Source organism: Leisingera sp. CC-HEC093 (assembly GCF_059429195.1).
On sequence record NZ_JCAIJR010000001.1, the window covers coordinates 3,882,789 to 3,904,630 of the forward strand.

20 protein-coding genes are annotated in these 21,842 nt (G+C 63.8%); 13 read left to right on the top strand and 7 right to left on the bottom strand.

All coding sequences use genetic code 11. The features are described from left to right. Positions 1 to 57 precede the first annotated feature (57 nt). The 5 genes from AC5STB_RS19115 to AC5STB_RS19135 all read left to right on the top strand — a co-directional run bounded on the left by AC5STB_RS19115 (position 58) and on the right by AC5STB_RS19135 (position 5,184). Entirely contained in the window at positions 58 to 1,524 is a 1,467-nt protein-coding gene (locus AC5STB_RS19115; protein ID WP_495444361.1) for an alkaline phosphatase D family protein, read from the top strand. A gap of 200 nt (positions 1,525 to 1,724) precedes the next feature. Further along, complete coding sequence (gene minC, locus AC5STB_RS19120; protein WP_495444362.1) at positions 1,725 to 2,474, top strand: septum site-determining protein MinC; 750 nt, start codon at positions 1,725 to 1,727, stop codon at positions 2,472 to 2,474. Then, entirely contained in the window at positions 2,475 to 3,323 is an 849-nt protein-coding gene (gene minD / locus AC5STB_RS19125; protein ID WP_495444363.1) for a septum site-determining protein MinD, read from the top strand. Positions 3,324 to 3,325: 2 nt separating this feature from the next. Beyond that, positions 3,326 to 3,589, top strand: a complete 264-nt coding sequence (gene minE / locus AC5STB_RS19130; protein ID WP_222475261.1) for a cell division topological specificity factor MinE — start codon at positions 3,326 to 3,328, stop codon at positions 3,587 to 3,589. A gap of 152 nt (positions 3,590 to 3,741) precedes the next feature. Further along, complete coding sequence (locus AC5STB_RS19135; protein ID WP_495444364.1) at positions 3,742 to 5,184, top strand: HD-GYP domain-containing protein; 1,443 nt, start codon at positions 3,742 to 3,744, stop codon at positions 5,182 to 5,184. Here AC5STB_RS19135 and AC5STB_RS19140 read toward each other — a convergent pair. Further along, a complete protein-coding gene (locus AC5STB_RS19140; RefSeq protein ID WP_495444365.1) occupies positions 5,181 to 6,353 on the bottom strand; it encodes a threonine/serine exporter family protein in 1,173 nt (390 codons plus the stop codon). The two genes, AC5STB_RS19135 and AC5STB_RS19140, sit on opposite strands and share 4 nt — an antisense overlap. Before the next feature lie 161 nt (positions 6,354 to 6,514). Between AC5STB_RS19140 and AC5STB_RS19145 the strand changes: the two genes are divergently transcribed. After that, positions 6,515 to 7,201 carry a M48 family metallopeptidase gene (locus AC5STB_RS19145; RefSeq protein WP_495444366.1) on the top strand — a complete coding sequence of 229 codons (687 nt, stop codon included), beginning with the start codon at positions 6,515 to 6,517 and terminating at the stop codon, positions 7,199 to 7,201. A 34-nt stretch (positions 7,202 to 7,235) separates the two neighbouring features. Here AC5STB_RS19145 and AC5STB_RS19150 read toward each other — a convergent pair whose 3' ends face one another. The 3 genes from AC5STB_RS19150 to AC5STB_RS19160 all read right to left on the bottom strand — a co-directional run bounded on the left by AC5STB_RS19150 (position 7,236) and on the right by AC5STB_RS19160 (position 9,599). Continuing rightward, entirely contained in the window at positions 7,236 to 7,718 is a 483-nt protein-coding gene (locus tag AC5STB_RS19150; RefSeq protein WP_495444367.1) for a hypothetical protein, read from the bottom strand. A gap of 118 nt (positions 7,719 to 7,836) precedes the next feature. Next, positions 7,837 to 8,379 carry an RSP_2648 family PIN domain-containing protein gene (locus AC5STB_RS19155; RefSeq protein ID WP_495444368.1) on the bottom strand — a complete coding sequence of 181 codons (543 nt, stop codon included), beginning with the start codon at positions 8,377 to 8,379 and terminating at the stop codon, positions 7,837 to 7,839. Between the two features lie 5 nt (positions 8,380 to 8,384). Further along, entirely contained in the window at positions 8,385 to 9,599 is a 1,215-nt protein-coding gene (locus AC5STB_RS19160) for an RSP_2647 family RNA methyltransferase (protein WP_495444369.1), read from the bottom strand. A gap of 165 nt (positions 9,600 to 9,764) precedes the next feature. Between AC5STB_RS19160 and AC5STB_RS19165 the strand changes: the two genes are divergently transcribed. After that, positions 9,765 to 10,898 (top strand): WD40/YVTN/BNR-like repeat-containing protein, encoded by a 1,134-nt coding sequence (locus AC5STB_RS19165; protein WP_495444370.1) that lies wholly within the window; start codon positions 9,765 to 9,767, stop codon positions 10,896 to 10,898. A 19-nt stretch (positions 10,899 to 10,917) separates the two neighbouring features. Here the strand turns inward: AC5STB_RS19165 and AC5STB_RS19170 are convergent, their stop codons facing one another. Both AC5STB_RS19170 and AC5STB_RS19175 read right to left on the bottom strand, forming a co-directional pair. Further along, complete coding sequence (locus tag AC5STB_RS19170; RefSeq protein WP_495444371.1) at positions 10,918 to 11,190, bottom strand: hypothetical protein; 273 nt, start codon at positions 11,188 to 11,190, stop codon at positions 10,918 to 10,920. Further along, on the bottom strand, positions 11,171 to 13,978 hold the full coding sequence (locus tag AC5STB_RS19175) for a [protein-PII] uridylyltransferase family protein (RefSeq protein ID WP_495444372.1): 2,808 nt from the start codon (positions 13,976 to 13,978) through the stop codon (positions 11,171 to 11,173). Before AC5STB_RS19175 ends, AC5STB_RS19170 begins: the two co-directional genes overlap by 20 nt. 1,360 nt (positions 13,979 to 15,338) lie before the next feature. Between AC5STB_RS19175 and AC5STB_RS19180 the strand changes: the two genes are divergently transcribed. The 6 genes from AC5STB_RS19180 to AC5STB_RS19205 all read left to right on the top strand — a co-directional run bounded on the left by AC5STB_RS19180 (position 15,339) and on the right by AC5STB_RS19205 (position 19,332). Then, positions 15,339 to 16,184 carry a hypothetical protein gene (locus AC5STB_RS19180; RefSeq protein WP_495444373.1) on the top strand — a complete coding sequence of 282 codons (846 nt, stop codon included), beginning with the start codon at positions 15,339 to 15,341 and terminating at the stop codon, positions 16,182 to 16,184. Positions 16,185 to 16,537: 353 nt separating this feature from the next. Then, positions 16,538 to 16,642, top strand: a complete 105-nt coding sequence (locus AC5STB_RS19185) for a hypothetical protein (protein ID WP_495444628.1) — start codon at positions 16,538 to 16,540, stop codon at positions 16,640 to 16,642. Between the two features lie 378 nt (positions 16,643 to 17,020). Further along, complete coding sequence (locus tag AC5STB_RS19190) at positions 17,021 to 17,476, top strand: DUF2852 domain-containing protein (RefSeq protein ID WP_495444374.1); 456 nt, start codon at positions 17,021 to 17,023, stop codon at positions 17,474 to 17,476. 86 nt (positions 17,477 to 17,562) lie between these two features. Then, positions 17,563 to 17,994: an RDD family protein gene (locus AC5STB_RS19195; protein ID WP_495444375.1), complete on the top strand. Its 432-nt coding sequence runs from the start codon at positions 17,563 to 17,565 to the stop codon at positions 17,992 to 17,994. 130 nt (positions 17,995 to 18,124) lie between these two features. Then, on the top strand, positions 18,125 to 18,949 hold the full coding sequence (locus AC5STB_RS19200; protein ID WP_495444376.1) for an arginyltransferase: 825 nt from the start codon (positions 18,125 to 18,127) through the stop codon (positions 18,947 to 18,949). After that, positions 18,949 to 19,332: a VOC family protein gene (locus AC5STB_RS19205; RefSeq protein ID WP_495444377.1), complete on the top strand. Its 384-nt coding sequence runs from the start codon at positions 18,949 to 18,951 to the stop codon at positions 19,330 to 19,332. The genes AC5STB_RS19200 and AC5STB_RS19205 overlap by 1 nt, the downstream gene beginning before the upstream one ends. 149 nt (positions 19,333 to 19,481) lie before the next feature. Here the strand turns inward: AC5STB_RS19205 and AC5STB_RS19210 are convergent, their stop codons facing one another. Continuing rightward, positions 19,482 to 21,836: a TRAP transporter large permease gene (locus AC5STB_RS19210; RefSeq protein ID WP_495444378.1), complete on the bottom strand. Its 2,355-nt coding sequence runs from the start codon at positions 21,834 to 21,836 to the stop codon at positions 19,482 to 19,484. Between the last annotated feature and the right edge of the window lie 6 nt (positions 21,837 to 21,842).

A 21,842-nucleotide genomic window follows, 5' to 3' on the forward strand; every position in this document is an offset into this window, starting at 1 on the left:
GGACAATGCCGCCAGCGGTTGAATGCAGCGCAGGGCGCACCTAGGTGCTGTGGCGGTATGAGCAGCAGCACCCCGAAAACACGCCCCAACAGCGTAACAGCCGCGGAAGCGATCACCGGCCCCATCCTGATCCTTGATGATCTGCGCGATGGCCGGATGCATCTGGCTGCCCTGTTCATTGCGCCCAAGGACGCCGCCCTGCCGCCGTTGCTGCTGGAGGGCTGCGAAGTGCCGCCGGAACCGCTGGCGGAGTATGACGCCTGCGCGGTGCTGCGGGCACGGTTCAGCCTGCCTGCGGACCGCCCCTCAGCCTACCAGTGGAACGGCACGCGCTTTGAGCTGGCGGGCGGATTTGGCGGCGACCTGCGGATCGCCTTCGCCTCCTGCAACGGCGAGGAGCATGGCGACCTTGACCGCGACGGGGACGAGCGCAACGCAATGTGGGCACGGATGGGTGCGGAGCATGGCGAACGCCCGTTCTCGCTGCTGCTGCACGGCGGCGATCAGGTCTATGCGGACGAGGTGACCGGCGGCCATCCCCTGAGCCAGGACTGGCCGGACGGCATCCCCCGCGACCCCGCGCACGAAGACCTGAACGATCTGCGCGGCCACCTGCGCGAGCGTTTCCTGCAGCGGTATCTGGCGGTCTATAGCGCGCCGGAGTTTGCCTGGATCGCTGCCCGCGTGCCGTCGCTGATGCAATGGGACGACCACGACATCTGCGACGGCTGGGGATCCTTGCGCCGGTCGCGCATCTATTCCCCGGTCGGCCAAACCCTGTTTGCCGCCGCGCGGGAGGCGGCGCTGCTGTTCCAGCACGGCTGCTGCGACGGCGGCCTGCCTGCACGCTTTGCCGACCCCGAAGGCACCCATCTGGGCTGGCGCGTCGAAGCGCCGGGGCTGCGGCTGCTGGCGCCTGATCTGCGTTCGGAACGCAGCCGCCGGCGGGTGATGGCGCAGGGCGGCTGGCGGATGATGAAGGCCGCGGCGGAGCAGCGCTTTGCCGGGCGCAGCCTGATCCTGTCCAGCGTGCCGCTGCTGGGGCCGCGGCTGTCATTGCTGGAACTCCTGATGGTGCTGACGCCCAGGATGCAGAAGTACGAGGATGATCTGCGCGACCAGTGGCAGAGCCGGGCGCACCGGGCCTCATGGCGGCGGGTGCTCCGGCTGGTGCGCGACATGGCGGCGCAGGAAGGTCAGCAGGTGACCGCCGTCTCCGGCGAGATCCACCTGGCCACGCGCGGCGAGATGGCGCTTGGCGGCGGCAAGGTGCTGCACCAGCTGGTCGCCTCCGGCATTGCCCACCGGGCGCCGCCCCGGGCCTGGGCCAGGGTGCTGGGGCTGCTGTCCTGGCTTGGGGATGCGCCGCTGGCAGGCCATCCCATCCGCATCCGCAAGATCCCCGGCCAGGCCGGGCGTTACGCCGCCGAACGGAACTATCTGGTTCTGGAACGGCACAGCGGCAGCTGGTCGGCCAGCTGGGAGCTGGAGCGTTCGGGCCGTTCGGCGCCGCTGGCGCTGTAGCCGCGGGACAGGTGCGGCGCGGCAACTCCTTTCTGCGCAACCGCAAGCAGATCATCTGCGGAAATCCGCCGCTCCGGCGCAGTGCAGGCGCTTGTCCGCCGAGGCCGAGCTGCGCTGGTTGAACGGCCCGCCCGCCAGACGCTACCCAAGAGAAAAAGGCGCGGCAAAACAAGGCCGCCATCCCCGAGCAGGAGCATCGCGTGAGCGTGCCGCATCATGACATAAAACCGCGTGGCAGTGCGCCTGCCGCAAGCGTGAAACCGTTCCAGATCCGCGGGCGGTATTTCACCGCCGTGGCGCTGCGCCCCGAGGACGGGCCGCTGGACCAGGCGTTCTATTCCGCACTGGACGCGCAGCTGCGCTGGAGCCCGCATTTCTTTGACGGCGCGCCGCTGATCCTGGATCTGGCACAGGCGCCCGGCCTCAGCCGCCCGGCTGAGCTGCGGGCGCTGGCGGACAGCCTGCGCAGCCGCGGGCTGGCGGTTTTCGGGGTGCAAAACGCCACCCCCGGACAGCTGGCCGCGGCAGAGGATGCCGGACTGATCGCGATTGCCAGCGGCAAGGACGCGCCGCTGAACACCGGACCGGGTACCCGCCGGGAAGTCCCCAAGAAATTGCGCCCGCCGGAAAATGTGCTGATCACGCGGCCGGTGCGCTCCGGCCAGACAGTGGTGGCTGAGGGCGGCGATCTGGTGGTGGTGGGGCCGGTCAGTTCCGGTGCCGAGCTGATCGCGCGCGGCAGCATCCATGTCTACGGGCTGCTGCGGGGCCGCGCCATGGCCGGCGCCGAGGGCGACGAAAGCGCGCGCATTTTCTGCCAGCGGCTGGACGCGGAGCTGCTGGCGGTGGCCGGGCTGTACCGGACAAACGAGAATTTGGAGCCGGAGATCTTGAACCGCGGGGCCCAGGTGTTCCTGCGCGATGGCCGGCTGTGTGTGGAGGCACTGTAGATGAGTAAGGACCTGACATTGGAAGAACCGCTGGGCAAGGTGCTTGTTGTCACCTCGGGCAAGGGCGGCGTCGGCAAAACCACAACGTCGGCAGCCGTGGGCGCCGAACTGGCGCGGCGCGGACACAAGACGGTGGTGATCGATTTCGACGTCGGCTTGCGCAACCTGGACATGATCATGGGGTGTGAACGCCGGGTGGTGTTCGACTTTATCAACGTGATCCAGGGCGACGCCAAGCTGAAGCAGGCGCTGATCCGCGACCGGCGGCTGGAGAACCTGGCGGTGCTGCCGACCTCGCAGACCCGCGACAAGGACGCGCTGACCAGGGAAGGCGTCGAGAAGGTGCTGGAGGAGCTGCGCAAGGAATTCGACTACATTATCTGCGACAGCCCCGCGGGGATTGAGCGCGGCGCGCAGATGGCGATGCATTTCGCCGATGAGGCGATTGTCGTCACCAACCCCGAAGTATCCTCTGTCCGCGACAGCGACCGGGTGCTAGGATTGCTGAACAGCATCACCGAACGGGCCGGAAAAACCGGCGCCGAGCCAGTGAAGGCGCAGGTGCTGATCACCCGCCACGACAAGGCCCGCGTCGACAGCGGAGAGATGATGACAGTGGAAGACGTGCTGGAGGTTCTGGCGGTGCCGCTGTTGGGGATCATCCCCGAGAGCAAGGCGGTGCTGCGCGCCTCCAACCTGGGCGTGCCGGTTGTGCTGGATGATCCTTCCGCCGCAGCCGCGGCCTATGAGGACGCGGTCGGACGGCTGATCGGCGAGCAGATCGAGATGCGGATTGCCGCCGATCCCCGCCGCGGGTTGCTGCAGCGGCTGTTCCGGCGGGCGGTGTAAGGATGTTCGGATTTTCCCTCCGCCCCCGCAAGGCCTCAGCCAGCACCGCCAAGGAGCGGCTGCAAATCCTGCTGGCGCATGAGCGCAGCGGCGGCGGCGCTGCCCGCCCCGACTGCCTGCCGCAGCTGCAGCGCGAGATCCTGGAAGTGATCCGCCGCCACATGCAGATCGGCGACGAGGCGATCGACATCCGCATGGAGCGCGGCGACGAGCTGTCGAGCCTGGAGATCAATATAGAGTTCCCCGGCAAGCTGGGCGTCAACTGACCGGCAGACTGGGCGCCCGGCAGGCGCGCAGATGCAATCAGTTTTACTAAATTCCGGCGCAGAGTCCCCGCCCCTTTCCTGCGCCGGGGTAAGGGCAGGTTAAGCCTGCCTATGCTGTCATGGGCCTTCCGCATCTTACCTGCAGAAGGCCCATGACACGTCAAAATCCCGCTTTCAGCCCCGCTTCCGGCGCTCCGCAGGACACCCTGCAGCTGGGGGAGCTGCTGGGGGCGCTCAGCCATGCGCTGGATCTGACCGAAGGTCAGCCCAAGGGCCATTGCGTCCGCTGCTGCTGGATCGGCATGCAGGTCGCGCGGGAGCTGGAACTGCCGCAGCAGCCGCGCTCCGACCTTTATTTCACACTGCTGCTGAAGGATCTGGGCTGCAGCTCTAACGCGGCCCGCATCTGCCAGATGTACCTGACCGATGATTTGTCCTTCAAACACAACTTCAAGACAGTGAGCGGCCCCCGGCAGGGCATCGAATTCCTGCTGCGCAACACCGCGCTGGGGGCCAGTCCGCTGCAGAAGCTGAAGACGCTGGGCCATGTGATTGCCAGGAACGGCCGGCTGGCGGGCGAGCTGATCGAAACCCGTTGCAACCGCGGTGCCGGTATTGCCCGGCAGATGCGGTTCTCCGAGGATGTGGCTGAGGGCATTGCCAGCCTGGACGAGCACTGGGACGGCGGCGGCCTGCCGCAGGGCCTGAAAGGCGCGGCAATCCCGCTGTTTGCACGCATCGCGCTGATGGCGCAGGTGGCGGATGTGTTTGCCGCCAGTGCGGGGGCAGAGGCCGCCACGGCTGAGCTGGAGGCCCGCGCGGGACGCTGGTTCGATCCGGATCTGGTGCCGGTCTTCACCTCAGTGATCCGCCGCCCCGGCTTTCTGCGGGACCTGAAAGACCCGGGGCTGGAGGCAGAGGTGTTTGCTACCCGCCAGGCCCGGCATATCCAGCGGGTGGACGAAGACTACCTGGATGAAATCGCGCGGGCCTTTTCGCTGGTGATCGACGCCAAGAGCCCCTTTACCCACGGCCATTCGCAGCGGGTGGCGCGCTACACCGGGCTGATCTGCGGCCAGCTGGGTTATACCCCCGAACGGCGCCGCTGGATGATGCGGGGGGCGCTGCTGCATGACATCGGCAAGCTCGGTGTCTCCAACACCATCCTCGACAAGCAAGGCAGGATGACGGAGGCGGAGTATGCCCTGATGAAGCGGCACCCGGTGCTGGGCCATGAGGTGCTGAGCCGGATTGCCGCCTTCCGTGAGCTGGCGGATGTCAGCGCGGCGCATCATGAGCGGCTGGACGGCAAGGGCTACCCTTATGGCCTGCAGGCCAGCCAACTGACGCAGGAGATGCGGGTGATGGCTGTGGCCGATGTGTTTGACGCGCTGACCGCGGACCGCCCCTACCGCGCTGCGCTGCCGCTGGAGAAGGCCTATGCCATCATGGACGGTCTGGCAGGCCCCGCCATTGACCCGGACTGCTACACCGCGCTGCAGGATGCGGTCACGGCCAGCGGCTGGCCCTCTGCCTCGGACGCGCCCTTGCCCGGTGGGGAGTGGGACCTGCCCGCCGCTGAACGCAGCGCCTAGCCGGCGAGGTTGCGGTTCTTCTGGGAATAGAGCGCCAGCGCCGTCACCTGCCCTGCCACGATGGCCGAGAACATCAAGAGTGCCGACAGGCCGATGCTGGCATCCGCCATCAGGGTCTCATTAAACAGCGACTGGGTGGCGCTCATCAGCACCCGGCTGCCCGGGACCAGGATCAAAATGCCCTGCACGATATAGATGGCGCCGGTCAGGTTCAGTGTCTTGGCGAGCCAGGTGCCGTAAAGGGTGATGCACATGGCGGTAACCCAGGTGCCGACAATCCAGCCGCCGCCGAAGCCGAGGTAGAGCGGCCCCCACATGCCCAGCACGGTGACCGGAAGTGCCCGCAGGATGTCGGCCAGGCGGGCGTTGAAGATCACCCCGATCGAGAACGACAGCGCGGGCAGCGCCAGAAACGGCATCCACCACAAGACCCCGTTCACGTTCTCCACATGCGGCGTTGCGCCCCACAGCGCTGCGCCGATGCTGACGCCGATGTAAATTCCGATGAACAGTTTCATCAGCACGAAGATCGACTGGGCAAACAGGCTGGAGCCGGAGATCACATCGTTGAAGGCAAGGCATTCCAGCGAGTTGGCAATCGACAGCCCCGGCACGAACAGCACGATAGCGGCAATGCAGGTGCCCCAGACCGGCACCTCCACCCCCATGCTGCTGACCAGGGACACCGCCAGCCCGGCAACAAGCGCCGACAGGAATTCCACCAGGATCACCCGGTCGCCGCGGCAGAACAGCTGGCAGAGCCAGACCAGAAAGCCCAGCACCGCCGACAGCGCAATGGTGGTCAGCGCGCTGCCGATGAGGGTCAGGAAGGCGGGCGGGATGGCGATATTGGCCAGCATGATCAGCCAGCCGGGATAGCGGCCCGGCTCCTCAATCCCCGGATCCTCCACTGCGTTGATGCGGATGATGGTGCGCGCCAGCAGGCTGAGATTGATCTGAGCAGGCTCCAGGCGGCGGATGATGAACTGGTTGTCCTCATCCGGAAACTGGCAGGAAATAGAGGTGGGGGTGGCCTGCACGATCACGTTGATGCCCTGCTTTCTGGCATAGAACTGCAGGTATTTCTCGATCTTATAGGGCGCGCAGCCGCTGCGGTGCAGGGTTTCGCCGGTATCGGCGATGTTGCGGAGCTGTGAGAGCGGTGCCATGTGCCGGAAGCCGTTGTTATCTGGAGCCTTTGGATCGCACCCCCTTATCGGATGCGATGTGCCGCCGCGAGTGCGGATTTTGCATGGCGGCCTGCGCTGAATGCAAGGCTTCCTGGCTGCGGCCTCTTGCTGGCGGCGGGGTTTCGGCCCATATCTGTGCCATGCTGCGCCTTTTGCCGATCCTGCTGGCCGTCGCCTATGGCCTTGTGATGTACCGGATTTCGATCTGGCGCACGCACCGGGAGCTTGACCAGCGCTCGACCGAGCTGGCCGACCCCAAGCTGAAACAGCTGACCGACCGGCTGGCGGCGGCGCTGAACATCGCCCGCATTCCCGTGCATATCTACGAGGTCGATCCGGTGAACGGGCTGGCGGCGCCGGACGGGCGTATCTTCATCACCCGGGGGTTTTACCGCAAGTACCAGAACCGCGAAGTGAGTGCGGAGGAAATGACCACAGTCATTGCGCATGAGCTGGGCCATGTGGCGCTGGGGCATGCGAAAAAGCGGATGATCGATTTCTCCGGCCAGAACGCGCTGCGCACCGCGCTGATGATCATTCTCGGGCGCTACATTCCCTTTGTCGGGCCGTGGATAGCCGGGGTGCTGACCTCACTGCTGGCAGCGCGGCTGTCGCGCGGTGATGAATATGAGGCGGACGAATACGCCGCCGCGCTGCTGACCAAGGCAGGCATCGGTCTGGCGCCGCAGAAAAGCCTGTTTGCCAAGCTGGAGGAGCTGACCCAACAGCGGGCGGGCATGGCACCGGCCTGGCTGATGAGCCACCCCAAGACCGAAGAGCGCATCGCCGCGCTGGAACGGCTGGAAGCGAAATGGGCGAAAGGCTGAGCCCTGCCCGGCCTGAGGCGGCGGCCTCGCGCCTCTACTGCACGTCGTATTCCTGCTTGAAGCCCTCCAGCGTTCCGCCTGTGACCAGGTGATCCAGGAATACTTGCCGCTGGTAGCCGTATAGCGCGTTCAGGAAAGTGATTTCCTCCTGCGTCATTTCACGGCGGGTATAGCCTTGCTCCTCCAGGCATTTGTCGATGGCGCGGCGTTCACCGTTGGCCCGGATGTGGTCTTCGTTTGCGGCAATAATGACCGGACCGGCGATCAGCCCGCCCCAGAGAACACCGCCGATATAGCTTCCGGTGACGGCATTTTTCCCGCCCGCGGGTGCGCGCGGCTGGCAGAGACGGACCGCCTCATGCGCTTCGGAGATAGACTTGCCAGGCTGAGCAGGGACAGAAGGCACCGGTGTCTTGGCGCAGGCCGAAAGTCCCAACGCCGCTGCAACGGCCAGACCCGTCAGGGCACGGGACGGTAAACGGTTGGACGGTGCGGCGCGGCAAGGCTTGGATGGCATATCTGGTCCCTGGTAAATGTATTTAAATCAAGCTTTTCTGCTTGATAAACGGGACACGCCGCAGCGGCCAAGCGGAAAGCTGGAAGAATACCGCGCATTTCTACGGGATGTGGTTCTGTTACCGCGCCAGCGCCTTGGCGAGCCGCGGCAAGCGGGCCTTTTTCAACAGCGGGCGGATGTCCCAGCTGCCGCCGGACAGGCGGTTGGCCTCTGCCAGAACCTGATCGCCGAGGGCCTCCAATCCGGTGCTGTCCTGCAGCCAGAAGCCATAGAGCAGTGCATCAGGGCCGACACGCTGCAGCCCTTCCTCTGCCAGGATGTGGCGGGGAAAGTCCTTGTTATTGACGGTGGCAATGGCGTCCGCGTGGCCGGCGATAGCGGCGGCCAGCACATGGATGTCGGCGCTGTCGGGCAGCCAGAGGCGCGCCTCGATTCCCGGCGCCGGGGGAACTTCCGCCTTGGGCCAATTGGCGCGGATCAGGGCAATCTCCGCCTTGGCCTGCGCCGCGCCCGCGGGGCCGAGTTTCAGCGCTGCACGCTCCCATTCGCCTAAGATGCGGGCGGACCAGAGCGGGGTGAAATGGCCGAGGCGCGCCGCGCCCAGGAGCATTTCCCGCATCACCGTCGGATAAAGGACGCAAGTGTCGAGGAGCAGCTTCACCCGCGTCAGTCCAGCCGGAAGAACACGGCCTTCAGGTAGCCGCTTTCGGCCAGCTGCGGCAGCTGCGGGTGGTCGGGGCCTGCGTATCCGGTATGGATCAGGCTGCTGCGGCGGCCTGCCTTGCCGATGCCGCGGGCCGAGGCGTTGCGGAACCTGGAGAGGTCGGCGGCGTGCGAGCAGGAGCAGAGGCCGAGATAGCCGCCGGGCTTGACCAGCGGCGCGGCCAGCTTGGCAATGCGCTCATAAGCGCGCAGGCCGGCCTCCAGCGCCTGCTTTGAGGGGGCAAAGGCGGGCGGGTCGCAAATGACGACGTCGAAGATTTCGCCCTCATTGCCCAGCGCTGTCAGCACGTCGAAAGCATCGCCCTGGCGGGCGGTGAATTTGTCCTTGAACCCGCCAGCCTCAGCCCCCTGGGCGGCCAGCTCAAGCGCTGCGGCGGAGCCGTCAACGCAGGTGGCCTGCCCTGCCCCACCTGCCAGCATCGCCAAGCCAAAGCCGCCAACGTGAGAGAACACATCCAGCACCTTGGCGCCCGGCGCAGTCAGGCGGGCGGCAAAGGCGTGGTTTTCGCGCTGGTCGAAGAACAGCCCGGTCTTCTGGCCGCCGGTGAGGTCGGCCATATAGGTGGCGCCGTTCATTTGCACAGGCACCGGCGCGGCGGGGGCCTCGCCCAGCAGGGTCTGGTTCACGTCATCCAGACCTTCCAGCCCGCGGGTGCGGCCGGAGGCGTTTTTCAGAATGACCTCTGTCCCGGTCACTTCGGCTAGCGCCGCGGCGAGCATGTCCAGATGCGCCTCGGCCCAGGCGGCATTGGGCTGCACCACGCAAGCTGCGCCAAAGCGATCGATCACCACCCCGGGGAGACCATCGGATTCGGCATGGACCAGCCGGTAGAACGGCGCGTCATACAGGCGTTCACGCATGTCCTGCGCGCGGGTCAGGCGGGCGGCGAACCAAGCCTGGTCAATCACCGCTTCCGGGTCACGGTCGAGCATCCGGGCGATGATCTTGCTTTCCGGGTTGACGGCCACAAGCCCCAGCGGGCGCTGCGCCTCATCCTCCAGCACCGCAAGGGTGCCGGGCGCCAGCTTGCGGGTGCGGCGGTCGGTCACCAGTTCGTTGGCATAGACCCAGGGAAACCCGTGCCGGATGGCGCGGGCGTTGGACTTGGGTTTCATTTTCACGCGGGGGCGCTGGAGCGCATCTGGAGAGGCTGTCATGGGGTTTCTCTTAGCGGCAAGCCTGGAACAGGGAAAGAGGCCGCGTGGCTCCTGGCCTCAGGAAGTTCCGCGTTTGAGCGCGCCAGTTCTGCATCTGGTTCGGCTGCCCCACCGGATGCGACATAGGCAGGAACCTGTGGTAGCCTTGCAGTTGGAGGACCCGCCATGAGCACATCCGCAAGAATCCTTCTTGGCACCACCAAGGGCGCCTTTGTGCTGACGCCGGACGGCACGGACTGGTCTGTCACCGGTCCCCACTGCGACGGCTGGTGCATCAACCACGTGATCGGCGATCCGGACAGCGGCATGCTGTGGGCCGGCGGCGGCGGCGAGTGGCCCGGTGCCGGTGTCTGGCGCTCCCCGGATGGCGAGGTGTGGGAGCTGTGCAAGCTGTCCAATGGCCAGATTGATGAATGGGCGGCCGCAGACCCGGAAACAGCGGCGTTCTTCAACTGGGAACCCGTTGAGGTGCCCTTTGACGATCTTAAGTCCGTGTGGTCGCTGCACAGCGCGCATGGGGTTCTTTATGCGGGCACCAAGCCGGCTGCGCTGCTGACCAGCGCGGATGGCGGCAGGACTTGGGAGAGGAATGCCGCGCTCGACGGCCATCCGTCGCGCGAAAGCTGGAACCCAGGTGCCGCAGGGCTGGTTCTGCACACGCTGCTGAGCGATCCGGAGAACGCTGGCAAGCTGTGGCTGGGCATCTCAGCCGCTGGGGTCTTTGCCACAGAGGATGGCGGCAACAGCTGGGAGCGGCGCAACCGCCTGTCAAATGACACAGTCTGCTCGGAGCATCATCACCCCGCAGCACCGCGCGACGGCGAGACCGGCCATTGCGTGCACAACATTCAGCGCGGCCCGGGTGACCTTCTCTATCAGCAGAACCATCATGGCACCTACCGCAGCACCGATGGCGGCCGCACCTGGAGTGACATTACCGCTGGGCTGCCCTCCACCTTCGGCTTTCCCATAGCGGTGCATCCGCAGGATCCGGATACAATCTGGGTGCTGCCCTTGAACGATGATGCCGCAGGGCGGTTTCCGCCGGATGCCTCGGCGGCAGTTTGGAAGTCCGCCGATGGCGGAGAGACGTGGCAAGCCAAACGCGATGGGCTGCCGCAGGGTGCGTGTTTCTTCACCGTGCTGCGCCAGGCCATGGCCACTGACACGGAGGCAGGGGTGTATTTCGGCACCAACACCGGCTCAGTCTTTGCCAGTTTCGATGCCGGTGAAAGCTGGTCGGAAATCGCCCGGCACCTGCCGACAATCCTGTCTGTTGAAACACTAACCCGCAAATAACGGTCTGCCCGCCCTGCCCCTAACGCTCGCGCGAGCGCCAGCCGCCGCGGCGGCGGGGTTTTACAGCGCCTTGCAGGCCCTCGCGCAGCACCGCCGTCATCGGATGTTCCGGCTGGGCATCGCCGTAAAGCGCCAGCAGCGTTTCCATGTCGGTGCGGCTGTCGCGGGCGGCATCCATGCCCAGCGCCCAGTCGAAAAAGATGCTGCGGCACTGGGCATCGGTAATGCCCTCGATCCGGTAGGCCTCGTAGATCAGACCGCGCGGGTCCTGTTCAGTGCTGCCCGTCTTCATCCGCCGCTTCCCTTTCTAAGGTTTCGCCAATCAGCGCAGCACAGCGGCCGTAGCGGTCCTGCAGTTCCTGCTCCAGCATATCCAGCCGGTCGAAACCGGTGCTGCGGCACAGGAACTGCGCCCCGCCCTCTCCCATGGTTTCCGCCTCGATGGCCTTGGCGGAGAGGAGCCGGGCTGCGCATTGCACGGACCAGAATAGCCGGTAAGCGCCGGTAAGGTATTCTGCATCCGCGTCATTCAGCCATCCGGCAGCGACAGCGCCCTGAAGACCTGAGGCCACGCCGCGGGCCGCCGAGCCTGAGGTAAGCGCGCCGGCCTGCGACAGCAGTTCGATGTCCATCATCCGGCCCGCGCCGTTTTTGGCATCCCAGACGCCCGCGGGCAGCTTGGCCGCAGCCAGGCGTTCCCGCATCTTGGCCACCTCACGCAGGACCGTGCCGCACGCCCGCGGCTCCGACAGGAAGCCTGCGCGGAAATCCTCAATCTCGGCGGTCAGGCTGGCGTCGCCTGCGATGGTGCGGGCGCGTGTCAGGGCCAGATGCTCCCATACCCAGGCCTCGTTCTGCTGATAGAGCGTGAAACCCGCCAGGCTGACCGCCACCGGCCCCTGTGTGCCGGAGGGGCGCAGGCGCATATCAACCTCGTAAAGGCGGCCCTGCGCCATCGGTGCCGACAGCGCGGTGACAAAGGCCTGGGTGAGGCGCGCGAAATAGGGGCGCGTGGCCAGCGGGCGCTTGCCCTCCGACATTTCCACCCCCGCCGGATCGTAGATCACGATCAAGTCGAGATCGGATTGAGAATTTATCTGCCCGGCCCCCATCGAGCCCATCGCCAGCACCGCGGCGCCGCGGCCGGGCGGGGGGCCGTGCTTCCTGGAGAAATGCGCCACCACTTCCGGAACGATGCCTGCGATCACCACCTCTGCCAGGCCGGAATACTGGGCGCCGGCCTGCTGGCCGTCAATCAGCCCGCGCAGATGATGCACGCCGATGCGGAAGTGCCATTCCTTGCACCAGCGGCGGGTGGCATCCAGCCGGGTCTCATAGTCGTCTTCCTGTTCCATCCGCGCCGCCAGCTCTGCCCGCAGCCTGTCTGCCCCCGGCCAGGGGTCAAAAAAGGAGCCGCCGATCACCGCATCGAACACACCGGAGTTGCGCGACAGGAAAGAGGCGAGATCGCGCGAGGTGCCGGCAATATCGACCAGCAGGTCAATAAGCTGCGGATTGGCGCCCAAGAGCGAGAACAACTGCACGCCTGCAGGCAGCCCAGCCAGAAAACCGTCCAGTGCCAGCAGGGTTTCGGCGGGCTTGGCGGTTTTGGCCACGCGGGACAGAAGCTCCGGTTTCAGCCCTTCGAAGATACGTGCGCCGCGCGACGAACGCAGCGCCGGATAGGTGGGCCAGCGGGCGATGATAGCGCCGTCCAGCTCAGCGGTTGCTTCCGGCAGTGCCGCCGGGGGCGGTGCCGCCCCGGGGGAGAAGAAGCCCTCGGTCAGCTCATGCACCTCTTCCAGGCGGGTCCTGATTTCGGCCTGCAGGTCTGCCGGGCCGCGGTCCATCAGACAGGCGATACGGGCGATGCCGTCTTCGGATTTCGGCATTTGGTGGGTCTGGGCGTCATGCACCATCTGGATACGGTGCTCGACCTCGCGGTGGGCACGGTAATGGACGCTGAGGGTCTCTGCCGCCTCCGGCGGCACCCAGCCCTTGCCGGCCAGCGCCGCCAGTCCCTCGACCGTGCCGCGCAGACGCAAGCTTTCGTCGCGGCCGCCGGCGATCAGCTGGCGGGTCTGGGTGAAAAACTCAATCTCGCGGATGCCCCCGCGGCCCAGTTTCATGTCGTGGCCCGGCACCTTGAGAGCGCCGCCCGTGCCCTTGTTCTCGCGGATGCGCAGGCGGATGTCGTGAGCGTCCTGAATGGCGGCAAAGTCCAGATGCCGCCGCCAGACAAAGGGACGCAGGGCATTCAGGAACCGTTCCCCCGCGGCGATGTCGCCGGCGCAGGGGCGCGCCTTGATATAGGCGGCGCGCTCCCACGTGCGTCCCAGGCTCTCGTAGTAGCGCTCCGCCGCTTCCATTGCCAGGCAGACAGGGGTGACCGCCGGGTCCGGGCGCAGCCGCAGATCGGTGCGGAACACATAGCCGTCGCCGGTGCGGTCACTAAGCGCGGCGCACATGTTCTTGGTGGCGCGCACCATGCCCTGGCGCGCCTCGTAGAAATCATCCGGATCAAACCGGGTTTCGTCGAACAGGCAGATCAGGTCGATGTCAGAGCTGTAGTTCAGCTCATGCGCGCCCATCTTGCCCATCGCCAGGATGGTGAGGCCGCCCGCAGTCTCAACGTCGTCGTCTGTCAGGCCCGGCAGCTTCTTGCGGCGGATCAGATTGGCGATCTCTGCCTTAATGGCCACGTCAGCGCAAAGCGCACCGAAATCGGTGAGCGCTCCGGTCACTTGCTCGAGGCTCCAGCCGCCCGAGAGATCGCACAGCGCTGTCAAGAGCGCTAGCCGCCGCTTGGCCTGGCGCAGGCCCGGTTTCAACTGCGCCGCCTCCAGCGCACGGCAGTCCGCAAAAACCTGCTGCAGCGCGGTTTGCGGATCATCCAGCGCCTCCGGCAGCCAGTCCGCCTCGCGGTCCGTCAGCTCCTTGAGATACGGGCTGGAGCCGCAAGCCCCCGCCACCAGATCCGCCATATCTCCGGATAGAGCCGGCACCAGCGCGCGCGCCTCGGCGCCAAGGTCCGTATCATAGGGGCGGGGAATGCGGGAAATTGTCAGGCCAGTCTTCATGGACAGAGACTGTGCCGCCGGCCAGGGCGCGTCAATGGCCCAATTGCCGCGCTGCCGCGCAGGGTTCCCTTAGGTCAGGAATACCTGAATAGATTTCAGTCATAGTTTAAGGCATCATTTACGATACGGTTATGCTCCCGTTGCGGAGCTGTGTTGGTTTACTGAGTATCTTGTTGTCTGGGGTGGCCCGGATCAGTCCGTGGTTTTGGACCGGTCCCGGCGGCGGAGGGTTTCCGCTGCAGCCTGCCCCATCCGGTGTCGCAACCGGAGCATAACCGGCTTCCCTCCTGTACATTCGCTTGCAGCCGCCGTTTGTTAGGGGACACTTGATATTGCAGTAACCGAAAGAGGCCGAGGAAACCTGATGGAGCCTTATGAAAAAGGGGTTTCAGAACAGTATAAACTCGGAATGAGGCTCGGGGCGTTTGTCCTTCAACACCCGGCAAAATATCCCGTACGGCACCTGAAGGCAAATCTGGGCCAACTCCCCGCTGCAAACTCTCAAGCACCCCTGAAAGGCCCATAATAAGGGATTTAACGCTGGCGCAGCGGCAAGCAGGCTTTCAAAATCGCGTTTCCGAACTTGGAACTAGCCTCAAAAATTGGCGGACACTTCCCAGAATAGGGATACCGGCGGAAAAACATAGGCTTAGGAAAAAACAGCGGCAGACATCGGCGTTTCAAACTTGGAACTGATTTTGGAGCGTCATACATCCCCCAGCGCCGCGGTTTTCCACACCATCCGCGAGCCTGCCGGCCGCCGGAGCATAACCACCTCAATATCACCAGGTTGCGGAAAGCGATACTTAACATCTACGAATTCGTGTGTGCCGCATCGTGAGCAGCCAAACGGCGCGATATGTACCGGGTGTCGACCGCGAACGACCTCAACACCCCTGTTGTTAGGGGACACTTGATATTGCAGTAACCGGAAGAGGCCGGAAGAACCCGGAAGAACCCGGATTGAGCAATAGAAAAAAGGGCTTTCAGGGAGGAATGAGCACGGAACCCCGCCCGGAACCTTTGTCCTTCAATACTCGGAAAAATGGCCCATATGGCGCCTGAAGACTGATCTAGGACATCTCCCATTGCAAACTGTCCCCCTCCTGAAACGCCCGTAGAATAGGGTCTTAAGAAGAGCACGCGGCCAGAAGGCTTCTGAAGTCCCGTTCCCGAACTTGGAAATAGGCTGCGAAGTTGGCACCTGCTTCCCAGTTAACAGTTAGGTCTTAATAAACATAACGTTAGGAGAATTTGAGCACTGGTATTTACCCTTTGAACTTGGAACTGAATTCTGCAACTTTCTGAACCTAATGGGTATGTCCACGTGTGGCGTCCAGGCTTACAGGAGACCAAAAGCTTGCTGAAAAACGGTGTTATTCTGCCTCCGATCTCCATCAGTTCAGATGTTTCCTTTTTCATGCCTGGAGACTTGCTGCTGTCAAGAAACCTCAACCGAGCGTTGCTGTATTGGGAGGATGTAGCTGCGCCGCTTCTTACGAGTCCACGGCTTATTGAGACGCGCTACTCTAAGAAGTTGATAGCCCTACACAAGGAAGGTCTCATAGGCATTCCCCAGTACGTTGCAACGATGAACGCAGTAAGCTACTCCACTCAGCCCAATAATAAGCGGTTGCTCCGTCTGTACGAAACCAAACGCAACACACCTGGAGAAAACTGGGCGTTGCTTCCGTTCGAGGAGGATGACAACATTTCCAACCTGTCCAAACTCTCGGAAGACTTGGGCGTTTCGCGTCAAAGCGCGCTTCATATGCAACTTGCGAAGAAGCTTCCCGTACCAAGTGGAACAGTGAACCCAAAGAAAATCATTGAGTTCCGGGAAAACAACCTAAGTGCCCTTCGGAGCGTGCACTTTGCATTGAATGAACTGAGCGCAAAATACCAAAGCCTGAGCGATGAAGAAGAACCACTTCTGCAAGCTCAAGCTCGGCTTGAAGATGAGCTTGACGGGTACATAACGAAGGCTCAAGCCAGTGTAGCCAAAGGTGGATTGGTGACATTGGAGTATGCTGTAGCCATTACTGCTGCCGTTACCGGAGCTGCCGCTGGAGGAATACCAGGGACAGTTTTAGGTGCAATTGCAGGACTAAACGGTGCGAAGCTGATCTCTGCAATCCAGTCCAAAATCCCCAAACCTGAAACGTCTTCCCCTTACGCGTTCGCGCTACGTGCAGCAGACTTATAGTCACTGTTCCCGCTAATAAGCACCATTATGTTCACTTTGGCCTCGAGCCCTTTGAACCCGCGCTTGCCAAATGGGAACTGAACTTCGACATCAGACATCACCCAGCGCCTCGGTCTTCCAAACCCTGCGCCAGCCTGCCGGCCGCTTGATTTGAAGAGTACCGATATCGCAAGGATGCGGAATACGACATTTGACGTCGATATCGTTCCTGACAGCATGTCCATCGAGTTTATCGAAGCCAAAAGCGCCAGCTCCTCGAATGACCTCTACTAGGAGCGGGCCGTCTGGCTGGACGAGCAGACCTCGAGGCGGTTCTGGGGCAGACGGCCACCACCGACGCCAAGACCGGCGGCCTGGGATCGGGCAAAGAGCACCGGGAAGTTCAGGAAGACATCGAACGTGCTGACGCGGTGCAGCTCCCCGGGCAGCAGTTTCAAGTCTGTTCAAAGGGCATTTAAATGACTGCTCGCCGTAGCGGTTTTAAACGATTTGGAGGGTGGGCTTCCCGAAATTGCAATGCGAAGTGTCCGCCCGCGTGCCGCCCTGAAAGCTGCCGCTTGCGCCGCACCGGGACTGGAAGTTCACCCGCATACGCCCTAGAAATCAGGGAATTCGGGGAAATCAGTTGCTGCAACTTGAAGTGTCCCGCACTGCAACGCGAAATGTCCCGCTACAAACGACCTCAACAACCCTGTTTCCGCAGGCTTTCACCGTGCTCTGCCGCTGCCAGCATAAAATGTGAAAAAGATTTACATGAGGCCTTGAAAGACTCCCGGCGGCTTCCGATATGCAATCATGTGAAAGGGATTTACATTCACCCAAACCTGGAGGACACCATGACGAGTTTCACCCCAACCGCCCCCGCTGCGCCGGTGCAGGGCTGGTTTTCCCGCAGCGAAGCCTGGCTGGACAGCAAAGGCAAGGGCGCCTGGATCGCCGCCATGGTGCTGGGCTTCGTGTTCTTCTGGCCGGTCGGCCTGGCCCTTCTCTTCTACATGATCTGGAGTAAACGCATGTTCAGCAAATCCTCCTGCCGCCACCGCAAGTCCTGGGCCCGCCACGGATACTCGGCGATGAAGCCCTCAGGCAACAGCGCCTTTGACGCCTACAAGGCTGACACGCTGCACCGTCTGGAGCAGGAGCAGCATGACTTCGAGGCCTTCCTGAACCGCCTGCGCGAAGCCAAGGACAAGGCCGAGTTCGACCAGTTCATGGACGAGCGCGCCCACGCGGCCTCCAGCGAAGATCTGGAGGACGAAGACGCGGATCAGGGCGAACCCAAGCGCCGCTGATCCCGCTGACCTCCGGCAGCCCCGCCCGCCGTCCGGGCGGGGCTTTGCCTCTCTTACCCTTTAGCAAACTGGCAAAGGACCCCTGCATGACCGCCCTGCCCGATCCCGACTACCAGGCAGAATTCTATGCGTCAGTGCCCGCCAAGCGGCTGATCGCCTGGATCATAGACTGCATCCTGATCTTTGGTCTCAGCGCCGGTGCTGTGGTGCTGACTGCCTTTACCGGCCTTTTGATTTGGCCGCTTCTGTACCTGGCGGTGGGCTTTGCCTACCGGACGGTGACCATCGCCAATGGTTCTGCCACCTGGGGCATGCGCTTTGCAGGGATTGAGCTGCGCGACAGCGCCGGCCAGCGGCTCGACAGCGGAATGGCCGCACTTCATACCGCAGGTTATTCGCTGTCGCTGGCGCTTCCGGTCCTGCAGGTGATCTCGGTCATCCTGATGCTGACCTCGTCGCGCGGCCAGGGGCTGACCGACCATTTCCTCGGCACGGTGATGCTGAACCGCCGGGTTTGACCGGAAACGGCAAGATACCGTTAAACCATTTTCCACAAGACCGCTTGGCGCGCTGGAACCGCGTTGCTATCATCCCAGAGACCGCAGGCGATCTGTTCCGCCTGCCCTGTGAAACTGCTGACGGGTTCCTATGCGCCATACGCTTCCTATTGCACCGCAGTTCTATGTGACTGCGCCGCAGCCCTGCCCCTATCTGGCGGGCCGGATGGAGCGCAAGCTGTTCACCGCGCTGCAGGGCGATGGGGTGGAGCAGCTCAACAACAGCCTCAGCCAGCAGGGCTTCCGGCGCTCGCAGAACGTGCTCTACCGGCCGTCCTGCTCGGAATGTTCGGCCTGTTTGTCGGCGCGGATCGACGTCGCCGCGTTCCGCCCCACCCGCAGCCAGAAACGCACCCTGAAACGCAACGCGCATCTGGAGCGGCGCGCCACCTCGCCCTGGGCGACAGAGGACCAGTTCGCCCTGTTCCGCAGCTATCTGGACAGCCGCCATGCCGATGGCGGCATGGCCGATATGGATGTCTTTGAATACGCCGCGATGATCGAGGAAACCCCGGTGCGCAGCCGGGTGGTGGAATATGCCGCGCCGGGCAGCAGCGAACTGACCGCGGTATCGCTGACCGATGTGCTGGAGGACGGCCTCAGCATGGTCTATTCCTTCTACGCCCCGGACCGGCCGCAGGACTCGCTCGGCACCTTCATGATCCTGGATCACATCAAGATCGCGCAGGAGGCGGGGCTTCCCTACGTCTACCTCGGCTACTGGGTGCCCGGCAGCCAGAAGATGGGCTACAAGGCCAAGTTCTCCGGGCTTGAGATCTACCACCAGAGCAAATGGAAAAAAATGTTCAACCCGGAGCAATTCGAGGCCGCCAGCCACCCGTTGTCCACCGATCCGATTGCAGAGCAGGTCGCCAATATCCAGCTGCCGGAACAACCCATTCACCGGGGCAGCTAGTGCAGTATCTCCACGCCGTTTCGCTGCTGGTGCCGGATTACGACGCCGCCATCGGCTTCTACTGCGGCCAGCTGGGCTGGCAGCTGGCAGAGGACGTGGACCAGGGCCGCAAGCGCTGGGTGCGGATCCTGCCGCCGGGCGCCGGACAGGGCAGCCTGATTCTGGCCCGCGCCGAAGGGCCTGAGCAGGAGGCGGTGACCGGCAATCAGTTCGGCGGCCGCATCGGCCTGTTCCTGGCCACTGAGGATTTCGCCCGTGACCACGCGGCGATGCTGTCCAAGGGCGTCACCTTCGAAGAAGAGCCGCGCCATGAACCCTATGGCACCGTCGCCGTCTGGCGCGACCCCTTCGGCAACCGCTGGGACCTGATCCAGTTCGCCTGACGCTCTCCGCAAGGCCCCCTGTTCTTCTGGCTGGAAATATCCCGGGGTGAATGCGCGCCACGCGCGCAGAGGGGCAGCGCCCTTTCCTTGTCTCAATGCAAAGGGGCCCGAATCGGGCCCCTTTTCCGTTTCTTGTCCTGCTGCCCGGATCAGTTCGGGATCAGCGCCGGCACGATGGTGACGATCGACGGGAACATCCAAAGGATGCCGATACCGACCACCTGGATCAGCACGAAGGGCACAATCCCGCGGTAGATATGGGCTGTCGTCACCTCCTTGGGCGCCACCCCGCGCAGGTAGAACAGCGCAAAGCCGAAGGGCGGTGTCAGGAAGGAGGTCTGCAGGTTCACCGCCACCATGATGGTCACCCACTTCGGATCAAACGACCCGCCATAGATCACCGGCCCGACGATGGGGATCACGATGTAGATGATCTCCAGGAAATCCAGGACGAAGCCCAGGAAGAACAGCACCAGCATCACGATCAGGAAGACCGTCATCTCGTTGTCGAAGCTCTTCAGGAACTGCTGGATGTAGTGTTCGCCGCCAAATGAGATCACTACCAGATTGAGCAGCTGCGAGCCGATCAGGATGGTGAAGACCATCGAAGTCACCTTGGCGGTTTCCCGCACCACCGGGGTCAGCACGCCGGAGCGGAACAGAACCCAGCAGCCATAGAGCAGTCCGAACAGCGCGTAGAGGTACATCGCATAAGCGGCGATGAAGGCGATCCAGCTTTCGACGCTGACGCCGCCCTGGTTCACCCGCAGATCGAAGTTCATGCCGATCAGGATGCAGAGCATGACAGCAAAGGTGGACCAGATGATGATCTTGCCCGATTTGCCCTCGTCCTGCAGCTTGCGGTAGGCCGCCAGCATGATGGCACCGCCTGCCCCCAGCGCCGCGGCCGGCGTCGGGTTGGTGATGCCCCCGAGAATAGAGCCCAGCACCGCAACGATCAGCACCAGCGGCGGGAATACCACCCGGATCAGATCATTCCTGGCGCAGCGGGCGGCAGCCTCGCGGCAGCCCCATAGCGCCAGCAAGAGCGGCAAGGCGATCCACAGCACCGTGACACCGGCAGAGGTGGTCGGCGCAATCGCGACCAGATCCACCAGCGCAATCAGCAAGATGCCGATGGCGCCCAGGATCAGAGGCTTGGCATCGCGCGAAGGCGCCACGCCGCGGCCAAAGGCCAGCACCAGGCCCAGCAGCACCATGATCGCGGTGATACCGGTGCCAATCGGGGGTGCCGCTGCGATCTTGGCCTCGCGGGCGGCAGCGATTTGCTCTTCACTCAGCCGCTCGGCCAGGGTCACACCGCCGGCCTCGTTGATGGTTTTCTGCTCGTCCACCGCGGCATCCCAGGCGTCCTGCCCGTGCAGCTCGATCATCGAGGCCTTGCATTCGGCACCGACATTGGTGCGCAGGCTGGCTGTCTCACCGGCGTCCGAGAAGGTGGAGACGACGATGTTCTGGCTGCCGATAACGTTGAAGCTGGACAGCAGGATGGCACCGCCGATCAGCGCCGCAGGCACCCCCAGGAACCAGATCAGCCCTTCGTTGCGGGTGATCACCTCGCCGGTGCCGCCTTCCAGGTTGACCGCCGGCGCCTTGTGCGGGTTCAGCAGCGCATAGCCAAAGGCATAGGTGGCATAGAGGATCGCCAGCAGGATGCCCGGCAGCAGTGCTGCCTGGAACAATGTACCGACGGAAACCACCGCCGGTTCGCCCAAGTAGGTGAGCGCATCGGAGCAGCCAGCCTCCATCGCGCGGGTTTCCTGCGCGGTGGAGTATAGGTCGCCTGCCAGCGTGCCGAGGAGAACGATCACGATGGAGGGCGGGATGATCTGGCCCAGGGTGCCGGAGGCCGCAATCACGCCGGTCGCCAGTTCCGGCGAATAGTTGTTGCGCAGCATGGTGGGCAGCGCCAGCAGGCCCATGGTCACCACGGTCGCGCCAACAATGCCGGTGGAGGCCGCCAGGAACGCGCCCACGACAACAATCGACACCGCCAGGCCGCCCGGCAGCGGGCCAAAGACGCGCGCCATGGTGGTCAGCAGGTCATTGGCGATCTTGGAACGTTCCAGGGTGATGCCCATCAGCACGAACATCAGCACCGCCAGCAGGGTTTCAATCGACGCACCCGCCAGCACCCGTTCATTCATCCGGTTGACGATGAAGGAAACGTTGCGGTCCAGCGCCACTTCCCACCCTTGGGTGAACACAGGTTCGGCTAGCCTGGGCAAATCCGGGTATCGGAAGACCGATATCTTGTCCGGCCTGATGCCGGAGCCCACCAGATCGCGGTAGGCCTGCGAAGACGTGTCGATGGCCTGGTGGATCAGGATACCGGAACTGTCCAGCGCGGCGATGATCCCGAAGGAGATGATCCCGGCGCCGCCGATGGCAAAGGCCACCGGAAAGCCGGAGAGAATGCCCCCGAAGAGGCAAAAAAATACGATGAGCAGGCCGATCTCGACGCCATCAAGTCCAAATAGCATGTTTCC